Origin of the sequence: Cellulosimicrobium composti (assembly GCF_010287905.1) — a bacterium.
GTDB lineage: Bacteria > Actinomycetota > Actinomycetes > Actinomycetales > Cellulomonadaceae > Cellulosimicrobium > Cellulosimicrobium composti.
On sequence record NZ_JAAFAN010000073.1, the window covers coordinates 1 to 18,987 of the forward strand.

At 78.0% G+C, this 18,987-nt stretch carries 19 protein-coding genes and 1 pseudogene; 3 read left to right on the plus strand and 17 right to left on the minus strand.

Annotation, left to right across the window (positions count from 1 at the left end; genetic code table 11):
• Positions 1-206 precede the first annotated feature (206 nt).
• From GYH36_RS16550 to GYH36_RS16620, 15 genes are all read right to left on the minus strand, one after another.
• Positions 207-470 (minus strand): GlsB/YeaQ/YmgE family stress response membrane protein, encoded by a 264-nt coding sequence (locus GYH36_RS16550; RefSeq protein ID WP_024842088.1) that lies wholly within the window; start codon positions 468-470, stop codon positions 207-209.
• 117 nt (positions 471-587) lie between these two features.
• Positions 588-1,901, minus strand: a complete 1,314-nt coding sequence (locus GYH36_RS16555; protein ID WP_162290415.1) for a condensation domain-containing protein — start codon at positions 1,899-1,901, stop codon at positions 588-590.
• Positions 1,898-2,782, minus strand: a complete 885-nt coding sequence (locus tag GYH36_RS16560) for a 4'-phosphopantetheinyl transferase family protein (protein WP_162290416.1) — start codon at positions 2,780-2,782, stop codon at positions 1,898-1,900. Before GYH36_RS16560 ends, GYH36_RS16555 begins: the two co-directional genes overlap by 4 nt.
• Positions 2,779-3,498 carry an HAD-IA family hydrolase gene (locus GYH36_RS16565; RefSeq protein ID WP_115941589.1) on the minus strand — a complete coding sequence of 240 codons (720 nt, stop codon included), beginning with the start codon at positions 3,496-3,498 and terminating at the stop codon, positions 2,779-2,781. The genes GYH36_RS16560 and GYH36_RS16565 overlap by 4 nt, the downstream gene beginning before the upstream one ends.
• On the minus strand, positions 3,495-5,357 hold the full coding sequence (locus tag GYH36_RS16570; protein WP_162290417.1) for a hypothetical protein: 1,863 nt from the start codon (positions 5,355-5,357) through the stop codon (positions 3,495-3,497). Before GYH36_RS16570 ends, GYH36_RS16565 begins: the two co-directional genes overlap by 4 nt.
• Positions 5,354-7,042, minus strand: a complete 1,689-nt coding sequence (locus tag GYH36_RS16575) for an MATE family efflux transporter (RefSeq protein ID WP_162290418.1) — start codon at positions 7,040-7,042, stop codon at positions 5,354-5,356. Before GYH36_RS16575 ends, GYH36_RS16570 begins: the two co-directional genes overlap by 4 nt.
• A complete protein-coding gene (locus GYH36_RS16580) occupies positions 7,026-8,207 on the minus strand; it encodes an acyl-CoA dehydrogenase family protein (protein WP_162290419.1) in 1,182 nt (393 codons plus the stop codon). Before GYH36_RS16580 ends, GYH36_RS16575 begins: the two co-directional genes overlap by 17 nt.
• The gene (locus tag GYH36_RS16585; protein ID WP_024842095.1) at positions 8,204-8,965 is read right to left on the minus strand and encodes an acyl-CoA dehydrogenase family protein; all 762 of its coding nucleotides are present in this window, start codon (positions 8,963-8,965) and stop codon (positions 8,204-8,206) included. Before GYH36_RS16585 ends, GYH36_RS16580 begins: the two co-directional genes overlap by 4 nt.
• Entirely contained in the window at positions 8,962-9,846 is an 885-nt protein-coding gene (locus GYH36_RS16590; protein ID WP_162290420.1) for a hypothetical protein, read from the minus strand. Before GYH36_RS16590 ends, GYH36_RS16585 begins: the two co-directional genes overlap by 4 nt.
• Positions 9,847-9,895: 49 nt before the next feature.
• Positions 9,896-10,186, minus strand: coding sequence for an acyl carrier protein (locus tag GYH36_RS16595; protein WP_024842097.1), 291 nt, complete (start codon positions 10,184-10,186; stop codon positions 9,896-9,898).
• 53 nt (positions 10,187-10,239) lie between these two features.
• Complete coding sequence (locus tag GYH36_RS16600) at positions 10,240-11,556, minus strand: type III PLP-dependent enzyme (RefSeq protein ID WP_162290421.1); 1,317 nt, start codon at positions 11,554-11,556, stop codon at positions 10,240-10,242.
• Positions 11,553-13,013, minus strand: coding sequence for a preATP grasp domain-containing protein (locus tag GYH36_RS16605; RefSeq protein ID WP_162290422.1), 1,461 nt, complete (start codon positions 13,011-13,013; stop codon positions 11,553-11,555). The genes GYH36_RS16600 and GYH36_RS16605 overlap by 4 nt, the downstream gene beginning before the upstream one ends.
• Positions 13,010-13,978: a 3-oxoacyl-[acyl-carrier-protein] synthase III C-terminal domain-containing protein gene (locus GYH36_RS16610; RefSeq protein WP_024842100.1), complete on the minus strand. Its 969-nt coding sequence runs from the start codon at positions 13,976-13,978 to the stop codon at positions 13,010-13,012. The genes GYH36_RS16605 and GYH36_RS16610 overlap by 4 nt, the downstream gene beginning before the upstream one ends.
• Entirely contained in the window at positions 13,975-14,241 is a 267-nt protein-coding gene (locus tag GYH36_RS16615; RefSeq protein WP_024842101.1) for an acyl carrier protein, read from the minus strand. Before GYH36_RS16615 ends, GYH36_RS16610 begins: the two co-directional genes overlap by 4 nt.
• Positions 14,238-16,142, minus strand: coding sequence for a fatty acyl-AMP ligase (locus GYH36_RS16620; RefSeq protein ID WP_162290423.1), 1,905 nt, complete (start codon positions 16,140-16,142; stop codon positions 14,238-14,240). The genes GYH36_RS16615 and GYH36_RS16620 overlap by 4 nt, the downstream gene beginning before the upstream one ends.
• A gap of 232 nt (positions 16,143-16,374) precedes the next feature.
• Between GYH36_RS16620 and GYH36_RS20415 the strand changes: the two genes are divergently transcribed.
• Complete coding sequence (locus GYH36_RS20415; protein WP_024842103.1) at positions 16,375-17,022, plus strand: helix-turn-helix transcriptional regulator; 648 nt, start codon at positions 16,375-16,377, stop codon at positions 17,020-17,022.
• A gap of 4 nt (positions 17,023-17,026) precedes the next feature.
• Here the strand turns inward: GYH36_RS20415 and GYH36_RS16630 are convergent, their stop codons facing one another.
• Positions 17,027-17,443 (minus strand): VOC family protein, encoded by a 417-nt coding sequence (locus tag GYH36_RS16630; protein WP_115941582.1) that lies wholly within the window; start codon positions 17,441-17,443, stop codon positions 17,027-17,029.
• Positions 17,444-17,505: 62 nt separating this feature from the next.
• On the opposite strand from GYH36_RS16630, the gene GYH36_RS16635 reads away from it, so the two are divergent.
• The gene (locus tag GYH36_RS16635; protein ID WP_162290424.1) at positions 17,506-18,135 is read left to right on the plus strand and encodes a putative glycolipid-binding domain-containing protein; all 630 of its coding nucleotides are present in this window, start codon (positions 17,506-17,508) and stop codon (positions 18,133-18,135) included.
• Positions 18,136-18,203: 68 nt separating this feature from the next.
• Here the strand turns inward: GYH36_RS16635 and arfB are convergent, their stop codons facing one another.
• On the minus strand, positions 18,204-18,641 hold the full coding sequence (gene arfB, locus GYH36_RS16640) for an alternative ribosome rescue aminoacyl-tRNA hydrolase ArfB (protein WP_024842105.1): 438 nt from the start codon (positions 18,639-18,641) through the stop codon (positions 18,204-18,206).
• 251 nt (positions 18,642-18,892) lie between these two features.
• Between arfB and GYH36_RS16645 the strand changes: the two are divergent.
• Positions 18,893-18,987 (plus strand): annotated as a pseudogene (locus GYH36_RS16645) (superoxide dismutase); the annotation flags it as partial.

Consider the following 18,987-nt stretch of genomic DNA (forward strand, 5'->3'; position numbering starts at 1 on the left):
GGGTTGCGACCAGGCGGGCGGCCCGCTGGCCCGGCAGACGGGCCCCCTGGGGGGGCTCAACGCGGCCCCGCCCCCCCCCCCCGGGGCCGCGCGCGCCGGGGCGGCGGGGCCCGGGTTCAATTGCGCGGGGCGCGCGACGCGCCCGGTGAGCACGTCGCGCGCCGCGCGATCCCCGGGGCGCCGTCAGGCCGGCGCCCGGGGCACGGTCACGTCCGGCTGTTGCGCGTGACCGCCCCGTAGATGCCCAGCGTGATGAGCGAGCCCAGGATCGCGAGCAGCCACGTGCGGAAGTCGCCGAGGTCGCCGAGCGAGGTGCCGAAGAACACCGAGCCGAGCCACCCGCCGAGGAGCGCGCCGAGGATCCCCAGCAGGATCGTGATGATCAGCGACCCCGTCTGCTTGCCCGGCAGCACGGCGCGGGCGATGAGACCGGCCACGAGGCCGAGGACGATGTACGCGATCCAACCCATGAGCGATTCCTCCGGTGTGTCGAGATCCCCTGCGCTCGTGAACCCTGGCACCACCCCCCGGTGCTCGCACGCGCTCAGGCCCTCCCGACGTGGCCCGGGGCGCGGACCCGACGCCGCTCAGGCGCTCGCGGGGCGCCGCGCCTCGTCGAGCACGCACCGCTCGACGTCGCGCACGACCGCCCCCGCGGTCGCGTCGTCCACGCGCGCCGTGTCGGTCGTCAGCACGACGTCCACGCCGCCGTCCGGGGCGTCGACGAGGTGCAGCGTGAGCGTGACCCCGCCCTGCTCGTCCGCCGCGTCGGCCCGCGCGAGGCGGCGCGACCGCGTCGGCCGCGCGCGCAGCGTCCGGTCGGGGCCGGTGCCGCGCCGGTCGTTGTACCAGCACGTGCCGTCGTGCAGGGTCTGCGGGTCCGCGGCGGCGTCGCGCACGAGACGGTCCTTGTCGTAGTACGCGGAGCGGTACGCCGTCATCGCGGACCGCCACACGCGCGTGCCCACGTCCGCGAAGGGGGCGTCGAGCCCGTCGACGTGGAGCAGGCCCTCCATCGCCGTCGTCACGACGGCCTCCGCGAGCGCCGGGCGGAAGCGGTTGCTCACCATGACCTGGAGCACGAGGTCGTCCCGGCCCGCGGCCGCGGCGAGCGCGCGGCACGACGCCGCGAGCAGCACCGCGGACGCGCTCGTGCGCCAGCGCGCCGCGACCCGCTCGGCGGCCGGCCCCAGGCGCCGCGAGCGCAGCACGGTCTGCCGGTACCGGGCCCGCGACGCGTCCGGCCCGACGCGCGGGAACACCTCCCGGGGCGCGGCCCGCATGGTGCGCAGCGTGCGCGCGCGGGCCGCGGCGTCGTGCCGGCGCCCTTCGTCCGACGCCTGCCACGCCGCCTCGTCGAGCGGCGTCCACGCGGCGCGCTCGGGCAGCGGCGCCCCCGCGGCGAGGGCCGTGAGGTCGGCGTCGAGGACGGGCAGGCCCCAGCCGTCGAGCGCGGTGTGCGCGACGACGAGCACGGTGTGGTGCACGGCACCGTCCACCGTGACGAGGCCCGCGCGCACCGGCAGCTCCGCCGCGTAGTCGAACGCGCGGCCCCACAGCTCCTCGCGCAGCCGTTCGCCGCGCACGGCCGCGTCCGCGGGCCCGTCCGCGCGCTCCTCGACGACCTCGACCGTGCCCGCTGCGCACAGCTCCTGCGCGTAGCCGTCGCCGTCCGGGCGGATCAGCGTCCGCAGCGAGTCGTGCCGCTCGACGAGCGCGCGCACGACCGCGAGCGCCGCGTCCGCGGGCACCGGACGGTCGACCGGCCCGCCCCACACGAGGTTGAACTGGTGGTCCAGGGGCTCGAGCGCGGCGAGCGCCCGACGGATCGCCGTCTGGCCCCACGTCGCCGGGCCGGCGCCCGCGCGCCCCCGGACCTCGACCCGGTGCACGACCCTCATCGCACCGCCCCCGCCCCGGCGAGGCCGTCGTTCCCGGCTCGCCCGGTCGCGCCCGCGTGCCGCAGGACGACCGCGTGCGGACGGGGTCCGGGCGTCGCGCACGCCGCGACGGCGCCCACGGGCGCCGGCACGTCGCCGACCCACCACTCCTGCCCGCGCCACGGACCCTCCGCGGCGCGCACGAGCCCGGGCGCGCGCACGTCGAGGCCGAGCACGTCGAGCAGGCGGCCCCCGACCGCCTTGGCGCACGCCTCGAGGCGCGCGAGCCGCTGCCACGCGTCGCCGTGACCGCCGCGCTCGGGCGCGAGGAACCGCGCGGCGAGGCGGCGCACGTCCACGCGCGGGTCGCGCACCTGGACGTCGACGCCCACGTCGACCGGGGCGAGCGCGACGAGCGCGTGGTCGCCGCTGCGGCTGAGGTTCCACCGCTGCCCGACGACGGGCCCCGGCCGCCCGTGTCGGCCCACCTCCCAGCGCACGTCGGCCGGGCGCAGCCCGGTGGCCGCCGCGAGCAGCTCCCGCGTGGCGACGTGCGCGCGCACGTACCGGGCGGCGTCGGCGTCCGAGGCGAGGCGCAGCGCGCGGGTGCGCTCGTCCGGTCCGAGCACCGCGCCCCCGAGCCGCGCGACGAGCGCCTCCCGGCCTCCCGTCGCGGCGTCACCGGCGCGCCACCCGCCCGCGGCGAGGGGCCGGCCGGCGGCGCCCGGCCCGCCCGTGGCACGAGGTCCGCGTGCGGACTGCGACCCGGCTGCGCGCCACGTCCGGTGCACGGCGTGCGGCGCGGTGTCGACGAGCCAGGCCTCGACCACGACGTCGGCCCCGGCCTGGACCGGCGCCCTCAGGGCGACCGGCGACCGGGACGCGACGGGGTCCGCGGTCATGCGACGACCTCCCGCAGGCCCCGGGCGGTCCCGGACGCCGGTGCCGCGGCGGGTGCCACGACGACCTCGACCTCGGGCCCGCGGGACCGGGCGGACACCGGCCGCAGGTCGGCGACGCGGTGGTGCGCCGTCGGCACGCGCTCGGGGCCGACGCCCAGCACGGTCGCGCCCGCGGAGCGCCCCGCCGCCACGCCCGCGGCCGAGTCCTCCAGCACGAGGCAGCGCCGCGGGTCGGCGCGCAGCAAGCGCGCGCCGGCGTGGAACCCCGCGGGGTCCGGCTTGCCGCGCACCACGTCCTCCGCGCACACGAGCCGCCGCGGGACCGGCAGACCCGCCGCGGCGAGACGCGCGAGCGCGACCTCCCGCGCCGCCGAGGTCACGACCGCCCACACCCGCGGGGCGAGCGCGTCGAGGAGTGCGGCGGCGCCCGGCACGGCGACGACGTCCTCGGTGTCGTCGCACGAGAGACGGTGCAACCACGCGACCTCGCGCGCGACGTCGGCACCGGGGGCCACGAGACGGACGACCTCGACGTCGCGCCGCCCGTGCGACGCCGCGACGACGGTCGCGCCGTCGAGACCGTGCCGCGCCGCCCAGGCGTGGGTGTGCCGCTCGATCGCCGCGGCCGAGTCGACGAGCGTCCCGTCGAGGTCGAGCAGCAGCGCGTCGCCGCGCCACGTCCACGCGCGGCCCGGACGGTCCACCGGCCCGCTCACAGCAGCTCCGCCGCGCGCGCGAGCCGCGCCGCGGCGTGCTCGTCGGCGTACCGCTGCACGGGACCCGTCGCGTGCTGGAGGCCCAGCGCCGCGGGGCTCGGCACCCCGAGCCGGTCACCCGCCGCGCGGACGACGACGGGCAGCACGCGCGGGTCGCTGCACGTCCCGTCACCGTGCGCGAGCGCGACGACGAGGTCCGCGGCGGGGCCGGTGCCGCGCGCGGGGTCCGCGCCGCGGTCCGCCGCGTCGCGCGACGCCCACATCCCGCGCGAGAGGTACCGGCCGCCGGGCTCCACGCCGAGCAGCCCGCGCGGCTCGACGACCTCGCACGCGAGGACCTCGACCGTCGCGACGTCGCCGTCCGCGTCGAGGTCGGCCTGCGCGGTGAGCCGCGGCGCGGCGCCCGCAGCCCGTGCGCCGCACGCGGGGCAGTCGTGCGCGACGACGCGCAGCGGCACCGCCGGCCCCGCCGCCCGGCACACCGCCTCGGCGTCACGTTCGGCGAGGAGTCGCGCCGCCGCGAGCGCGGTGTCACCTCCCGGGCCGACGTGACCGACCCCCCGCTCCTTCACGTGCATTGCCGTGTGCGGGCCCGCCGCGCGCCCGCCCTCCACCGCCGGAGGACCCGGGACCGGGCGACCAGGGACCGGGCGAGCGGCCGGGTCCCGGCGCGTCTCGCCCCCGGCGAGCGCGTCGAGCCCGAACGCGACGAGCTCGTCGAGCGGGCCGTCGGGGCGGTCGACGGGCAGGAGGCCGGACAGCACCCACGTCCGGACCGCGGCCGCGCGGTGGGCGAGCGCCGCGGGTCCGGCGGGCTCGGGCCAGGCCGTGCGCGCGACGTCGAACCCCAGGAGCCAGCACGCCGCGCCGAGCTCGGTGAGCGCGTCGCGCGGGACGGCCGCGAGATCGGGCGACGCCGCCGCGACGAGGGCCGCGACGTCGCGCCCGACGACGGCCGGGTCCGCGCCGAGCCACCACGCCCACGCGTCCCAGCCCCAGCCGAACGGGTGCTCCAGGGGCTCGCCGGCGTGGGGCCGCAGCACGCGCAGGGTGCAGCGCGACCGGTCCAGCGTCACCGCGACGGGGCGCGCGGTGGCGGGGGTCCGGGCGGGCGCGCGGTCGAGCGCGGGCCGGTCCCACGCGTCGGGGTCGACGGCGTCTCCCGCGGGGACCGTGGCGTGCCGTGCGCCGTGCGCGTCGTTGCCCGCGAGGCTCGGCCCGTCGCCGTGCTCCAGGAGGTGCGGGAGCGTCGCGACGACGGGGTAGCCCGCGCGCGCGCAGAACGTCACGACGGCCTCGTCGTCGTCGCGCTCGTCGTCCGGGACGGCCGCGAGGTGCGCGGCGAGGCGGAGCGCACCGTCCGCGGGGAGCACGAGGCCGAGCGTCGGCACCCATTCGTCGTGCCCGAGCGGCGCCCACGCCTGCCCGGCCGCGGCGGCGGCGCGCACGAGGTACGCGTTGCGGGGGCTGTTCCAGTTCGAGTAGAGCGCGACGGCGTGCCGGGGGCGGGCCCGGACCGCGCGGCGCACGAGGTCGGCGAACCCGGGGACGGGCGTGACGTCGTCCTGCAGCACGAGGTGGTGCGTGGCACCCGGTGCGACGGCGGCCCACGCGCGCTTCGCGGTGCGCAGCGGGCTGGGCGGGCCGTCCGGGTCGGGGTCCTCGACGACGCGCACGTCGAGCGGCGCGCACGCCCGGACGAGGGCCGAGACGTCACCGCGCGCGGGGTGGTGCATGACGACGACGCTCAGCACCGGCTCGCGCGCGTCCGCGCCGGTCGCGCCGCCGCGCGCCACGCCGGGCCGCGCGGTCGCCTCCGGGCCGTCGTGGGCCGTGACCGGCGCGCCGGGGGCGGTCACGGCGCGACCTCCGCGACCGGGTCGCCCGCCGTGACGCGCGCGCCCGCCGCCCGCCGCCGGACCAGGCGCACGGCGAGCGGCAGCATGACGGCGAGCCCGACGACGTTCGTCACCGCGATCGTCGTGTACAGCGCGACGGGTCCCCCACCGGTGCGGGCGAGCACCCCGCCGACGCCGAGCGAGACCGCGTGGTAGAGCACGTTGAGCGTCACGGCGACGCGCCCGTACCCGAGCTGCTCGAGGAGCGTGAGGAGGTAGAGCACGAGGCCGACGCCCGCGTACGACGGGCCGACCACGCGCAGGTAGAGCGCGGCCTGCGCCGCGACGTCCGGGTCCGCCGCGAGCCGGCCCGCGACGAACGGCGCCGTGACGAGCACGAGCACCCCGACGACGACGTACACGCCCGCGACGACGACCGTCCCCGCGCGCAGCGTGCGCGGCAGGAGCCCGAGGTCGCCCGCGCCCCACTGCTGGTTCATGACGATGCTCACCGCGGCGGCGAGGCCGATCGCGGGCACGACGACGAGCGTCTGTACCGTCGCCGCGCCGCCGAAGCCCGCGACGACGGCGGTGCCCGACGGCCCGAGCAGCCACACCATGACGAGGTTGGTCACGGTGAGCAGGAGGTAGGACAGGCCGACGGGGAGCCCGACGCCGAGGAGCAGCCCGCGCACGTCGACGAGCCCGGGTACGGGGTCGTGCGGCGGGTCGTCCGACACCCCGCGCACGGGGGCGTCGGGGGCAGGCACCTGCCCGGCCTCACGGGCCGGTGCGTCGGTCACCGCCGCGACCGGCGGCGCCGGAGCGGTCGCCGACGCGGCGGACGGCGGGGGCGCGGGCGTCGTGAGCGACCGTGCGGGCAGCGCGCGGAGCACCCGGCGCCATCCTGCGGCGAGGCGCCGCGGCGCGGGGTGGTGGCGCAGCGCCAGCACGCGTCGCAGGCCGGGCACGCGCCCGGGCGGCGGGAGGAGGCGCGCACGCACGAGCAGGGCCCACGCGACGACCGCGCCGACGAGCGTCGAGCCCGCGATCGCGAGCGGCACCGCGAGCACGCCGACCCCGCCCACGAGGCCGACGAGCCACACGCCGAGCACCTGGAGCCCCGCGACGAGCAGGGCGACCGTCGCCGACGCGCCCGTGCGACCCCACCCGCGCAGCGCGGCCGCGGCGACCGCCGTCGGGACCGACAGGACGCTCGCGAGCACGGTCCAGCGCGCGAACGTCACGAACTGCGCGACGAGCGGCTCCGGCACCGCCAGCATCGCGGCGAGCGCCGGGGCGACCGCGACGACGAGCAGCGCGACCGTCCCGAGCACGAGGGCGCCCGCGGCGGCGAACCGGCCCAGCAGCGCCGCCGTCGCGGACGCGGGAAGGCCGCCCCGTGCGTCGTCGCGCTCCGCGTCGTCGCCGCGCGACCCGTGCAGACGCGCGAAGCCCACCTGCGTCGAGACGTCGAGGCCCTCCTGGACGGCGAGCACGAGGAACGTCACGGGGATGAAGAGCGCGCGCACGTACAGCGCGTCGTCGCCCATGTGACCGAGCAGCGCCGCGACGACGAGCTGGGCCGTGGCGCCGATGACGAGCGCGGCGCAGATCGGCCCGGCGAGGCGCACGACCCTGCGGCGCAGCGCGCCGACGGTCGGCTCGACCGGCGCGGGGGCCGCGTCGTCAGACGAGCTCGGCATGCCGTGCCCTGCCCTGCAGCCAGCCCTGAGCGAGCGTGAGGCGCTGCACGGTCCGCGTGCCCTCCATCATCTCGAGGCCGGGCACGTCGCGGACGAGCTTGTCGAGGTACGGGTGCTCCCACCGCGCGCCGGGGCCGAGCAGCGGGGGCACGGCGTGCGTGACCTCCTCCGCGAGGTCGAGGGCCGTGGCCTTGGCCGCCGCGGGCAGGGTCCCGTCCGCCGGGTCGGCGTCCGCCGCGCGCGCCGCCTGGAGCACGAGGGCGCGCGCGGCGTGCAGGCGGTCCTCGAACGTCGCGAGGCGCCAGCGCTCGTCCGCGGTGAACGACGAACGCTCGGCGCGCACGTAGTCGAGCGCCGCCCGGGTCACGCCCACCGCGAGCGACGCGACGACCGGGCGCAGGCGGTTGAACGTGCGGACCGCGCCGAGCAGCCCCCGGCGCGACGGCGACAGGTGCCGCCCGAGCGTGTCGTGCGGGAGCAGGGGCACGTTGCGCAGCCGCACCTCGCCGAGCTGGACGGCGCGCATGCCCGTCGTGGAGAGCGGGGCGGCGTCGAAGCCCGGCCGGTCGGTGTCCACGAGGTGCACGCCGACGCCGAGCGGCCCGGGCCGGTGCCGCGCGAACACGACGCCGAGGCTCGCGCGCGCGACGTTCCCCACGTACTTCTTGTGGCCGCGCAGGACCGGGCCGACCGCGCCGCCGTCCGCCGGGTCCGGCCCGCCGTCGGCGACCGCCGTCTCGAGCGCCGCGGCGTCCGAGCCGCGGTCGGGCTCGGTGAGGCCGAAGAACGTCCACGTGCGCGGCTGCGCGACGCGCTCGTAGAACCGGTCGCGCTGCTCGTCGTCCGCGAGGTCGTCCACGACGACGCCGGACATGGACGGTCCCGGCGCGCCCACGACGACGGACGCGTCCCCCCACGCGAGCGTCTCGGCCACGACGACGCGCTCGACGCACGTGCGCACGTGCACGGGCACGCCCCGCACCCGCAGCGGGTCGTCGAGGTAGCCGGGCGGGAACCCGCCGAGCTCGCGGTACGGCAGGACGCCCGAGTCGAGGAGCGTGTGCAGGGCCCCGGGGTCGGCGTCGATCGCGAGCGCGTGCGCGCGCAGCGCCGCGCCGACGGGGCGCAGGTGGTCGCGCAGGGCGTCGAGGTCGACCGTGCTCATGCGTGCTGCTCCTCCCGGCCGCCGGCGGGGCCGGTCGGCAGCGTGCCGCTCGCGTGACCGAGCAGGTCGATCGTGCGCGCGAGGCGCGCGGCCTCGCCGTCCACGTACCCCGACGCGCCGAACAGGTTGTGGACGGCGCGCGAGGACCGGTCGAGCACCGCGGTGACGCGCGCGAGCGTCGCCGCCGGGACGGGCGCGGCCCGTCCCGCGGCGGGGCGCCCGAGGAGCGACTGCGCCTCGAGGTGCGCGAGCGCGGCGTCCGCGAGGACGAGACGGACCGGGGCGAGGTTCACGGTCGTCGTGCCGCCGACGCTCCGGCCCCGCAGCCGCTCGACGGCCTGCTCGGTCAGCCGCTCGCACAGGCCCGCCCGGACCCACGCGACGCCGACGCGCCACGCGGCGTCCGCGACGCGCACCGCGTCGTCGGCCGCGGGTGGCTCGACGACCACCGTCGACGCGCCGTCGGCCGCAGCCGCGCCGGGTCGCGCCGCGCGCCACACGACGAGCGCGCCGTCGTCCGACGCCACCACGCCAACGCGCGCCGCCCCGGCGGGGGGCGGGACGTCGTCGGGCAGCAGGACGCACTCCCCGGGCAGCGCCGCGACCGGGTGCAGGGCGGCGAGCGCCGTGAGCGCCGCGACGACGCCGTGCTCGCGCGCCACGTCCCGCAGCTCGGCGGGGCTCGCCACCGCGTCCGGGTCGACAGGACCGCGCGACGTCCGCGGGTCCGTCCGGGCGGCCAGGACGTCCGTGCTCACGCGAGCACCGCCTCTCGTGCCCGGTCCGCGGCGCCGGGCGACGCCTCCCGGACGGTGCGCGGGCCCAGCGCGAGCGAGCAGCGGTACCCGAGCTCGACGCACCGCTCGTGGAGGACGACCGACGCACCGGGCGCCGCGTCGTCGTGCGCGGCGAGCACCTCCCACACGCCCGTCGCCGCCGCGCCCGCGTCGGCGCGCAGCACGACGTCCCTGTCGAGGACGGTCACGGCGGACGCGTCGACGTCGACGCCGAGGACCACGCGCCGCGCGTCGGGGGCGGCGCCGGGCGCCGCGTCCGCGGCGGGGGCGGCGGGACGCGCGCCGCGCGGGGCGCGCGCGACCGTCAGCGCCTCCACGGGCCGGCCCGGCCCGTCGTGCCCGACGACGAGCGCGACCACGCGGTCACGCGCGGGCACGCGCACGGGCGCGGGCGGGAGCGTGCACTGCTCGAGGACGAGCACGAGCGCGCTGCCCCCCAGGCCCGTGCCGGTCGGGCCGCCGTGCCGCAGCTCCTCGTGCGCGAGCCGCAACGCCGTGAACGGCCCCGCGAGACCCTGCTCGGTCACGCAGAACGTGTACGGCCGGCCGTCGAACAGGTCCGCGACGAACCCGCCGAGCAGGCGCTCGTGCTGCAGGTCCGGCGTCGTCACGACGAGCACGACGAGCCGGACGTCGTCGAGCAGGCCGCGCTCCGCCAGCGCCGCACGCGCGGCGCGGATCATCGTCGGGTAGTCGCGCCCGGGACCCGCGTCGAGCCAGTCGGTCGGCTGGCCCTCGCCGTACACGTACCGCAGGTCCTCCGCGACCGAGCGCCGTGTGCCCTCCCCGACGGGCACGAGGTCGTCCACGGGCACGTCGACGACGGCCCGCACCCTCAGCACCGCGTCGTCCGGCCGTGCGCCGGCCCGCGGCCCACCCCCGAGCGTCACGTCAGTTCCGCGTCGAGTGCTCGACGACGAAGTCCGTCAGCGAGCCCACGCTCTCGAGGTGGTGCTGCTCGAGCGACTCCGGGTCCACCTCCATGTCGAGCGAGTCCTCGAGCGCCATGAGCAGGCCGAGGACGCTCGTCGAGTCGAGGTCGAGGTCGTCGAACAGGCGCGTCGCGTCGGTGACGTCCGGGAGCGGGCGCCCGAGGACGCTCGACAGCGCCTCGACGACGGCGCCGACGACGCGGTCGCGGCCGAGGGCCTCCTGGGACTCGGTGTTCGTGGACGTGCTCACGATGGTTCCTCCGGTGGTGGGTCGGGCGCCCGCGGCGCGGGCGGCGGGCAAGGTCAGGGGACGACGGCCGCGACCGGCTCGACGCGCGCTCCGAGGTCGTGGAAGACCTGCCGGGACAGCAGGTCGTCGGGCGTGTCCGCGTGCCGCACGAGGAACGCCTCGTCGCCCAGGGTCAGCACCTCGGCCGGGTACCCGTGGCTGAGGAAGTGCACGGGCGACGCCGTCGCGCCGTACGCGCCCGAGCGGTCGACCGCGACGAGGTCGCCGGGCGCGAGGTCCGCGGGCAGCGGCACCGCCTTGCCGATCGTGTCGTTCGGCGTGCACAGCGGTCCCGTGACGTTCCACGGCACGTCCTCGGCCGCGGTCGCGGGGCCGACGCGGCGCATGGGGAAGTTGCGCTTGACGAACGACCCGATGCCGACGGCCGCCATGTGGTGGTTGGTCCCGCCGTCGGCGACGGCGAACCGCTCGCCCATCGACTCCTTCACGTAGCGCACGCGCGCGACGTACGTGCCGCACAGCGCCACGAGGTAGCGGCCGAGCTCCATGACGAGGTCCGTGCCCGGGTGGCGCTCGACGAACGCCTCGACCACGGGGTTGAGCGCCGCGGTGAGGACGTCGACGTCGAGGTCCCGCTCGCGCTCGAAGTAGGCGACGCCCAGCCCGCCGCCCACGTCGACGAGCTCGAGCGGGAAGCCCAGCCGCGCCGCGAGGCGCTCGGCGAGCTCGAAGATGCGCGCCGTGTTCTCGACGATCGTGCCCTCGTCGAGGATGCGCGTGCCCATGTACACCTGGACGCCGACGACGCGCGCGGCGCTCAGCCCCGCGCACAGGTCGGGCGCGTCGAGCAGCTGCTGCTCGTCGATCCCGAACTGCCGCGGCTTGCCGCCCATCGTCAGCCCCGACCCCTTGACGGAGAACGACGGGTTGACGCGCAGCACGACGCGCGCGGGGCGCCCCGTCGCGCGCGCAAGCTCGTCCACCAGCGCCAGCTCCGGCAGCGACTCGACGATGATCGCGCGCACGCCCGAGTTGAGGCACGCGACGAGCTCGTCGCGGCTCTTGCCCGGCCCGAGGAACAGGACGTCCTGCGGCGCGACGCCCGCCGCGAGCGCCGTGCGCAGCTCCGTGAGCGACGAGACCTCGGCGTTCGCGCCGAGCGCGTGCAGGAGCCCGCACACGCTGACGTTGGGGTTCGCCTTGAGCGAGTAGAAGATGCCGAGCGCGGGGTGCAGCCGCTCGCGCAGCGCGCGGTAGTTCGCGGCGAGCACGTCGCCGTCGTACACGTACACGGGCGTGCCGAACTCCTCCGCGACCGCGGCGAGGTCGGCGGTCCCGGTCGGGCCGGGGCGGCTCCGGGTCGCGGTCATCGGGGGTCTCCTCCGGTGGGTCGGCCGGTCGCGCCGGCGGGGATCGGGGCCAGGCGCTCCGTGACGGCGGCGTCGAGGCGGGCGAGCGCGTCGTCGTCGGGCGCGACGAGCAGCCCGTGGAGCCGCCCGGCGAACGTGCCGCCGGCGGCGCGGGACGCCGCGCCCGCGTTGACGGTCCCGGTCGCCTGCACGACGAGGCCCGCCTCGCCCGGCGCGCCGGGCAGCAGGTCGCCCAGGCGGTCGTGCAGCGCGGCGAACGGCAGCCGCGCGTCGAGGACGAGGGGGTACTGCCGCGCGAGCGCGACCCACCCCGGCGGCAGGAACCGCTCCTGGAGCGGGACGGTGTACGTGGACATGTTGCTGCGCGCGTTGATCTCCAGGACGGGCAGGAGGCCGCCGTCCGTGCGCACGAGCGCGTCGACCCCGACGAGGCCGTGGAAGCCGTCCGCGGCGAGGCGTGCGCCGAGGCGCTCGGCGAGCCCGGCGAGCTCGTCGACCTGCTCCGCCGGCAGGCGCGACGGGATGCGGTGCCCCTTGTGGACGCCGCCCTCGGTGATCGCCTCCTTGACGAAGTCGAACGTCACCGCGCCGTCGGGCGCGACGGTGAAGTGGTAGTTGAGGTCGGTCGCCTTGTCCGCCCACACCTCGACGACGACGGCGAGGCGGTCGTCGCCCGAGCGTGCCGCGCGGCGCGTGACCATGCGCACGAGCTGGTCGAGCCGGCGCGGGTCGTCGACGACGAGGATCCCCTTGCCCGAGACGCCGTACGCGTCCTTGACCCCGACCGTCGCGCCGTCCGCGACGAGCCGCGCCGCCTCGGCGCATGCGCGCTCGAAGTCCTCGACCGTCCGGCACGCCCAGCCGCGCGCCTGCTCGATCCCCAGCTCGTCGCACAGCCCGCGGCTGTACACCTTGCTGTTGACCGCCTTGGTCGTCGCGGCGCCGGGGAGCACGGACCGCAGCCCCGTCGCGACGGCGAGGTCCTCCTCGGCCGACGACGTCCCGTGCGCGAGCAGGCGCACCCCGTCCGCCGCGAGCCCCCGCAGGCTCGCCAGCAGCGCGGGCGAGTCGAGCGCGTCGAGCGTGACGGTGCGCAGCGGGTCGCTCGACTCCGCGACGTGCACCGTCGGCAGCCCGACGCCGAGCGCGTCGAGGTGCGCGAGGTGGTCCGGGTCCGGCTCGCCCTTGAGCACCACGTGGTCGCCCGGCCCGGCGAGCAGGAGTGCGAGCTCGTCCATGCGGTTGACGAGGGCTGCCGCCGCCGACGCGCCGCCGACCGACGGCAGGCCCACCTCCCCGACGGCCCACGCGTCCTCGACCTCGAAGTTGCCGAGCAGCACGAGCGGCGCGTCGGGCGCGCCCGCGAGCGCGCGCTTGGTCCGGGTACGGAACGGCTCGCGGCCCGCCCGCGCCGTGGCCTCCGGGGCGGCGGCCTCCGCCACCTGCTCGACCGTCATGCGGGCTCCTCCGTCTCGTGGGGCGCGTAGCGCAGGACCATGGCGGAGAACGTCGCCCCGAGGCCGACCGCCACCATGAGGAACGGGTCGCCCGGGCGCAGGCGACCCTCGGCACGCGCGGCGGCGTAGCCGATGAACGAGTCGGCGCCGAAGCAGTGCCCGGTCACCGGCACGTCGTCGAGCCGCACGCGCGCGATCGGGAGCCCGAGGCGCGAGCACAGGCGGCGCCACGACACGCGGTTGACGTTGTGCGGCAGCACGAGCGCGAGGTCGTCGAGCACGAGGCCCGCGCGCTCGACCGCCTCGAGCACGACCTCCGCGAGCACCTCGGTGTACGCGACGCCGAACGGCCCCGCGAGCTCCTCGGGGAGCGGGACCTGGTGGTACTCGCCGAGCGTGCGCGTCGCGTAGGAGAGCACGGGGCTCCCGGCCCGCCGGGCCGAGCCGTCCGCCCCGACGAGCACGGCCGCCGTGCCCTCGCCCATGATCGTCGTGCCCTCGATGAGGCGGGAGCCGGGGCTGAACGCCTTCTCGCCCGTGAGGACGAGCGCGAGCGCGTCAGGATCGCCGTCGGACGCGAGGAGGCGGCCCGCGACGTCGACCGCGAGCAGCGCGGACGCGCACGCGTGCTGGGTGAGGGTCCACACGACCGCGTGGTCCAGACCGAGGCGGGTCGCGGCGTCGTGCAGCGGGTTGACCCCGACCGGGGCGACCGTCGCGATGGTCCGCGCGCCGAGCACGTAGCGCACGCGGTGCTCGTTGCCCGCGAGGCCGGGCACCGCGCGCGCGGCGGCGACGAGCAGGTCGGCGAGGTCCTCGCCCGGCGCGGTGCACACCTCGCGCAGCCCGAAGAACCGCTCGAACACGCCGAGCTCCAGGTGGTCGAGGCCCAGCTCGTCCGCCAGGTCGCGGATGGGCACGCGCGTCGCGGGGACGTGCGCGCCGACGTCGACGAGCGTCGTCATGCCGCCGTCCCGGGGACGTCGACGACGCTGCGCAGGTGCTCCGCGAGCGCCCGGGGCGTCGGGTTGTCCGCGACGGTCTCCGGGTCCAGGTCCACGCCCAGCGCGTCCTCCAGGTCGCCCAGGAGCGCGAGCACCTGGACGGACCCGAGGCCGAGGCCCGTGAGGTCCGCCGCCGGGTCGACGGCGCCCGGCTCCACCCCCAGGGCGGCGGCGACGTGCCGCAGCACGAGGTCGTCGAACGAGTCGGGTCGGGGTGAGGTCATGGTCGGGTCCCTGCGTGGTCGGTGCGCGCGCGCCCGCGGGACGCGCGCAGCGAGTGGAGCTCGGCGAGGTCGCCGCGACCGAGCAGGTCGCGCGCGCGGCCGCGCTGGATCTTGCCGCTCGTGGTCCGCGGCACCTGGCCCGGGCGCACGAGCACGACGTCGTGGACCGCGGCACCCGAGACGGACGCGAGGTGGGACGCCATGCGGCGCACCGCGTCGTCCAGCTCGTCGCCGCCGCTCTCGCGCGCGCCGGGCGTCGGGCGGAACTCCTGCACCGCGCACAGCGCGCCCGGCAGGCCCTCCGCCTCGAAGACGGCGCCCGGCCGCCCCTCGGCGCCCGCGTGCAGGGCGCGCAGCTCGCGCTCGAGGTCGTACGGGTAGAGGTTGCGCCCGGCGACGAGCAGGAGCTCCTTGATGCGCCCGGTGACGACGAGCTGGCCGTCGTGGAGCGCGCCCAGGTCGCCCGTCCGCAGCCACGGGCCGGTCCCGTCCGCCGCCGTCGCGCCGAACGTCTCGGCCGTCGCCTCGGCGCCCGAGGCGCCCCAGTACCCGGACGCGACGGCGCCGCCGCGCAGCCAGACCTCGCCGACCGCCCCGTCCGGGACCGTCTCGCCGCGCTCGTCCACGAGACGCAGCTCGACGCCGTGCGGCACGCCGCAGCACACGAGCCGCGTCCCGGCGCGCGCGGTGCCGAGCGCGGCCCCGGCGTCCGCGGCCGCGTCCTGCGGTCCGGCGTCCGGGGCGACCGGGACGACCTGCTCGCCCGGGACGGCGGACAGGCCCGACTCCTCGTCGAGCACGACGAGGCGGCCGTCGCGGAGCGCGGCGTCGTCCACCGTGACGACGAGCGGGCGGCTCCGGTCCGGGTACGTCGCCGTCAGGGTCGCCTCCGCGAGCCCGTACCCGGGTCCGTGGGCCGACCCGCGGAAGCCCACGGGCTCGAAGCGGCGCGTGAACGCCTCGAGGACCGCGGCGTCGACCGGCTCGGCGCCGTTGAGCGCCCACCGCAGGCGGGACAGGTCGAGGTCGGCGAGCTGGTCGTCGCGCACGCGCCGCGTGCACTGGTCGTAGCCGAAGTTCGGCGACGCGGTCACGGTGGCGCGCGTCTGCGTCATCGCCGACAGCCAGCGGACGGGGCGCTTGAGGAACGACGTCGAGGACACCATGACGGCCGTCGCGCCGAGGCCGAGCGGCACCAGCAGCATCCCGACGAGGCCGAAGTCGTGGTAGCCGGGCAGCCAGCTGCAGAACACGTCGTCGGGCGTGAGGCCGAGCGCCGTCGTGAACGCGTCGTGGTGGTGCAGCACGTTCGCGTGCGTGACGACGACGCCCTTGGGCCGGCTCGTCGAGCCCGACGTGTACTGCAGGAACGCGGCGTCCTGCGGGGCGGGGCGGTGGTCGTGCCGGGTCGGCGCCGCGACGGCGTCGGTGGTGGAGGTGGCGGTGGCGGTCGCGGCGTCGAGCACCGTCACGGCGACGGGACGCCCGTCGGCGCGCCGCAGCGGGCGGGCCCACTCCTGCGTCTCGGCCGCGGCCGTCGGGTCCACGAGCACCGCGGCGGCGTCGCAGTCGGCGAGCATGCCGCGCACGCGCTCGCGCTGGTAGGCCTGCCCGCCCGGCAGGGGCGACGGGACGGGGACGAGGCCCGCGGCGAAGCACCCGACGAGCGCGACGACGAACGACTCGGTCGCGGAGTACAGCACGAGCGCCCGGTCGCCCGGCTCGTGCCGGGCGACGAGGTCGGCCGCGAGCGCCGCAGCGCGCGCGTCGAGCTCGGCGTAGGTGAGCGTGCGCCGCTCGCCCGCCTCCGGCACGACGACGACGGCCGCGTGGTCCGCGCGGTCCCGCGCGTGCTCCCGGACGAGGTCCAGGAGGGTCAGGTCGTCTGGCCGCGCGCCCATGTCGCCCCCGTCCGTCGTCCGGCGCCGGGACCCTCCCGGCGCGAGGACGCCGGGGCAGCGCGGAGCATGACCCGGCGGTCCGGGGGAAGCCTGGCAGCGAACGATCGCGGTGTAAACAAATAGGAAGTGTCCGGAAGCGGACAAATGGCCGCTGACCACCGGTTTCGTCACATCGGTCCGGCCGCCGGGACGTCGGGGACCGGTCGCGGCGGCTCGGCTACAGTCACGCCGCGTGACGTCGTCGGAACGAGACCCGGTCCTCGGCGCCAGGCGCTCCGCGCGGGCCGTCGCGCTGCGCCGCGCGCGCGACGTCCTCGTGCTCGACGACGGCCGCCACGGCGCCGGCGACCCGCTGTGGGTGCGCGTGCGGGACCGCGCCCGCCCGGACGCGTGCGTGCGCGTCGTCACGACGACGGCCGGTCACGACGCACCGGGCGGCGCGCCCCGCGACGTGACCGACGCCGAGCCCGGACGGCACGACGGCGTCGCCCCGGACCGCGCCGACGCGGCCCTGCGCGTCACGCCCGCGCTCCCCCTGTCGCTCGTCGCGCTCGACGACACGGTCGTGCTCGTCGCCCGGACGCCGCGCGCACGGGCCGTGACCGACCGCGACGCGGTCCTCGCGCTGCGCGCCCTCGCCGAGTCGGAGTGGGACCGCGCGCGGCCCGCGGACGACGCGCTCGCCCCGACCGAGGACACGCTCCTGCGGCTCCTCGCCGAGGGCAAGACGGACTCGGCCGTCGCCGCGCGCCTCGGCGTCTCCCCCCGCACCGTGCGGCGGCACGCCGCGGGCCTCATGGGGCGGCTCGGCGCGACGAGCCGGTTCGAGGCCGGGGCCCGGGCGGCGCAGCGGGGCTGGATCCGCATCACCGACCGCTGAGCGCTCAGCGCCCCGCGGCCGCGACCTCCGCGTCGCTGCGCAGCACGCAGAACTCGTTGCCCTCCGGGTCGGCGAGCACGACCCAGCCGAACCCGTCCGGCGTGCGGCGGTCCGCGACCTGCGTCGCGCCCAGCGCGAGCAGCCGCTCCACCTCCTCCTCGCGCGTGCGGTCCGTCGGCCGCAGGTCGAGGTGCACGCGGTTCTTGAGCTGCTTGTCGTCGGGCACCTCGACGAACAGGACGTGGCCGCGGCTCTCGACGGGCGTCGTCGCGTCCGCGGGGGGAACGATCATGCACTCCTCGTGGCCGGGCAGGTTGGGGTCGCCGGGCACGTCGGTGTACCCGAGGACCTGGGCCCAGAAGACCGACTGGGCGTACGCGTCGCGCGCGTCGAACGTGGTGTGGGAGATCCGTGACGTCATGCGCGCGACCCTTCCACGCCCTCGGCGCGCGGGCACCGGATTTTCGTCCCAGACTGGCCGCCGTGGGCGCTTCGACGAGGCACGTCGCGTGGACCGGGTGGGACGACGACCCGGACCGGCTCGAGGCCGCGACCGTCGTCGTGCGGGGCGACCGGCTCGCCGCGCTGGGCACGTCGCGCGCGACGACGTACGCGACCTCGTGGGCGCTCCGGACGGGTCCCGGGTGGGTCACCGAGCACCTCGACGTGTCGGTGCACGGGGTCGGCTGGTCGCGCCACCTCGACCTCGTCCGCACGCCCGACGGCGCGTGGAGCGCCGACGTGCGCGAGTCGGGGACCGCGCCGTCGGACCTCGCCCCGCCGGGGATCGACGACCCCGCCGCGCTCGACGGCGCGCTCGACTGCGACGTCGCGCTGTGCCCCGTGACCAACACGATGCCGATCCTGCGGCTCGGGCTGCTCGGCGACGCCCCGGCGGCGCGTGAGACGGAGCTCGTCATGGCGTGGGTGGAGCTGCCGTCGCTGCGCGTCCTGCGCAGCGACCAGCGGTACGCGGCGCGCTCGCCGCTCGACCCGGCGACCGGGCGGGGCGTCGTCACGTACACGAGCGCGACGCGCGACGTCACGGCCGACCTCACGGTCGACGCCGACGGGATCGTCGTCGACTACCCGGAGCTCGCGCGGCGGCTCTGACCTGCCGAGCACGGGGTTGCTGCTGTCAACGGCGCGAGAACGACAGCAAACCCGTGCTCGACGGCGCGTCAGTCCTGGGGCGGGCGGCGCAGGCGCTTGACGTCCGTCCGCCGCTTCTTGGCGGCGATCCGCCGTTCCACCGAGCCCCGCGTGGGCCGGGTCGCCCCGCGGCGCGGCCCGGGCGGCGCGAGCGCGTCCGCGAGCAGGGCCGCGAGGCGCACGCGCGCGGCCTCGCGGTTGCGCCGCTGCTCGCGGTGCTCGGACGCCGCGACGGTGACGACGCCACCTACGACGCGGCGGCCCAGGCGCTCCAGCGCGCGCGCCCGCTGCGCGTCGGTGAGCACCGCGGAGCGCGCGACGTCCCACGACAGCTCGACGCGCGAGTCGGTCGTGTTGACGCCCTGCCCTCCTGGCCCCGAGGAGCGCGAGAACCGCCACGACAGCTCCGCCTCGGGGACCACCAGGGCGGGCGTCACGCGCAGGCCGGGGCGGGCGTCGTCGGGCACCCGTCCATCCTGCCCGACGGCGCCCGCGCGGCCCAGCGGACCGGCCCGCCCGGTCGGGGCTCGCGGTCCGGCGGTCAGCGGTCGAGCGGCGCGTCCATCTCGACGACGCGGGTCGCGTCAGGGCGCGCGCCGGGCGTCCCGGGAGGCGTGGGGCGGGTCCGACCTGCAAGATCACAGCGCGCCCACCTTGACCTCAACCGTGGTCGAGGTCCTAGCGTGGCCGCATACCGACGGAAGGAACCTGAGGAACCATGCCTGTCTACACTCTCCCCGAGCTGTCCTACGACTACGGTGCGCTCGAGCCGCACATCTCCGGGCGGATCATGGAGCTGCACCACTCCAAGCA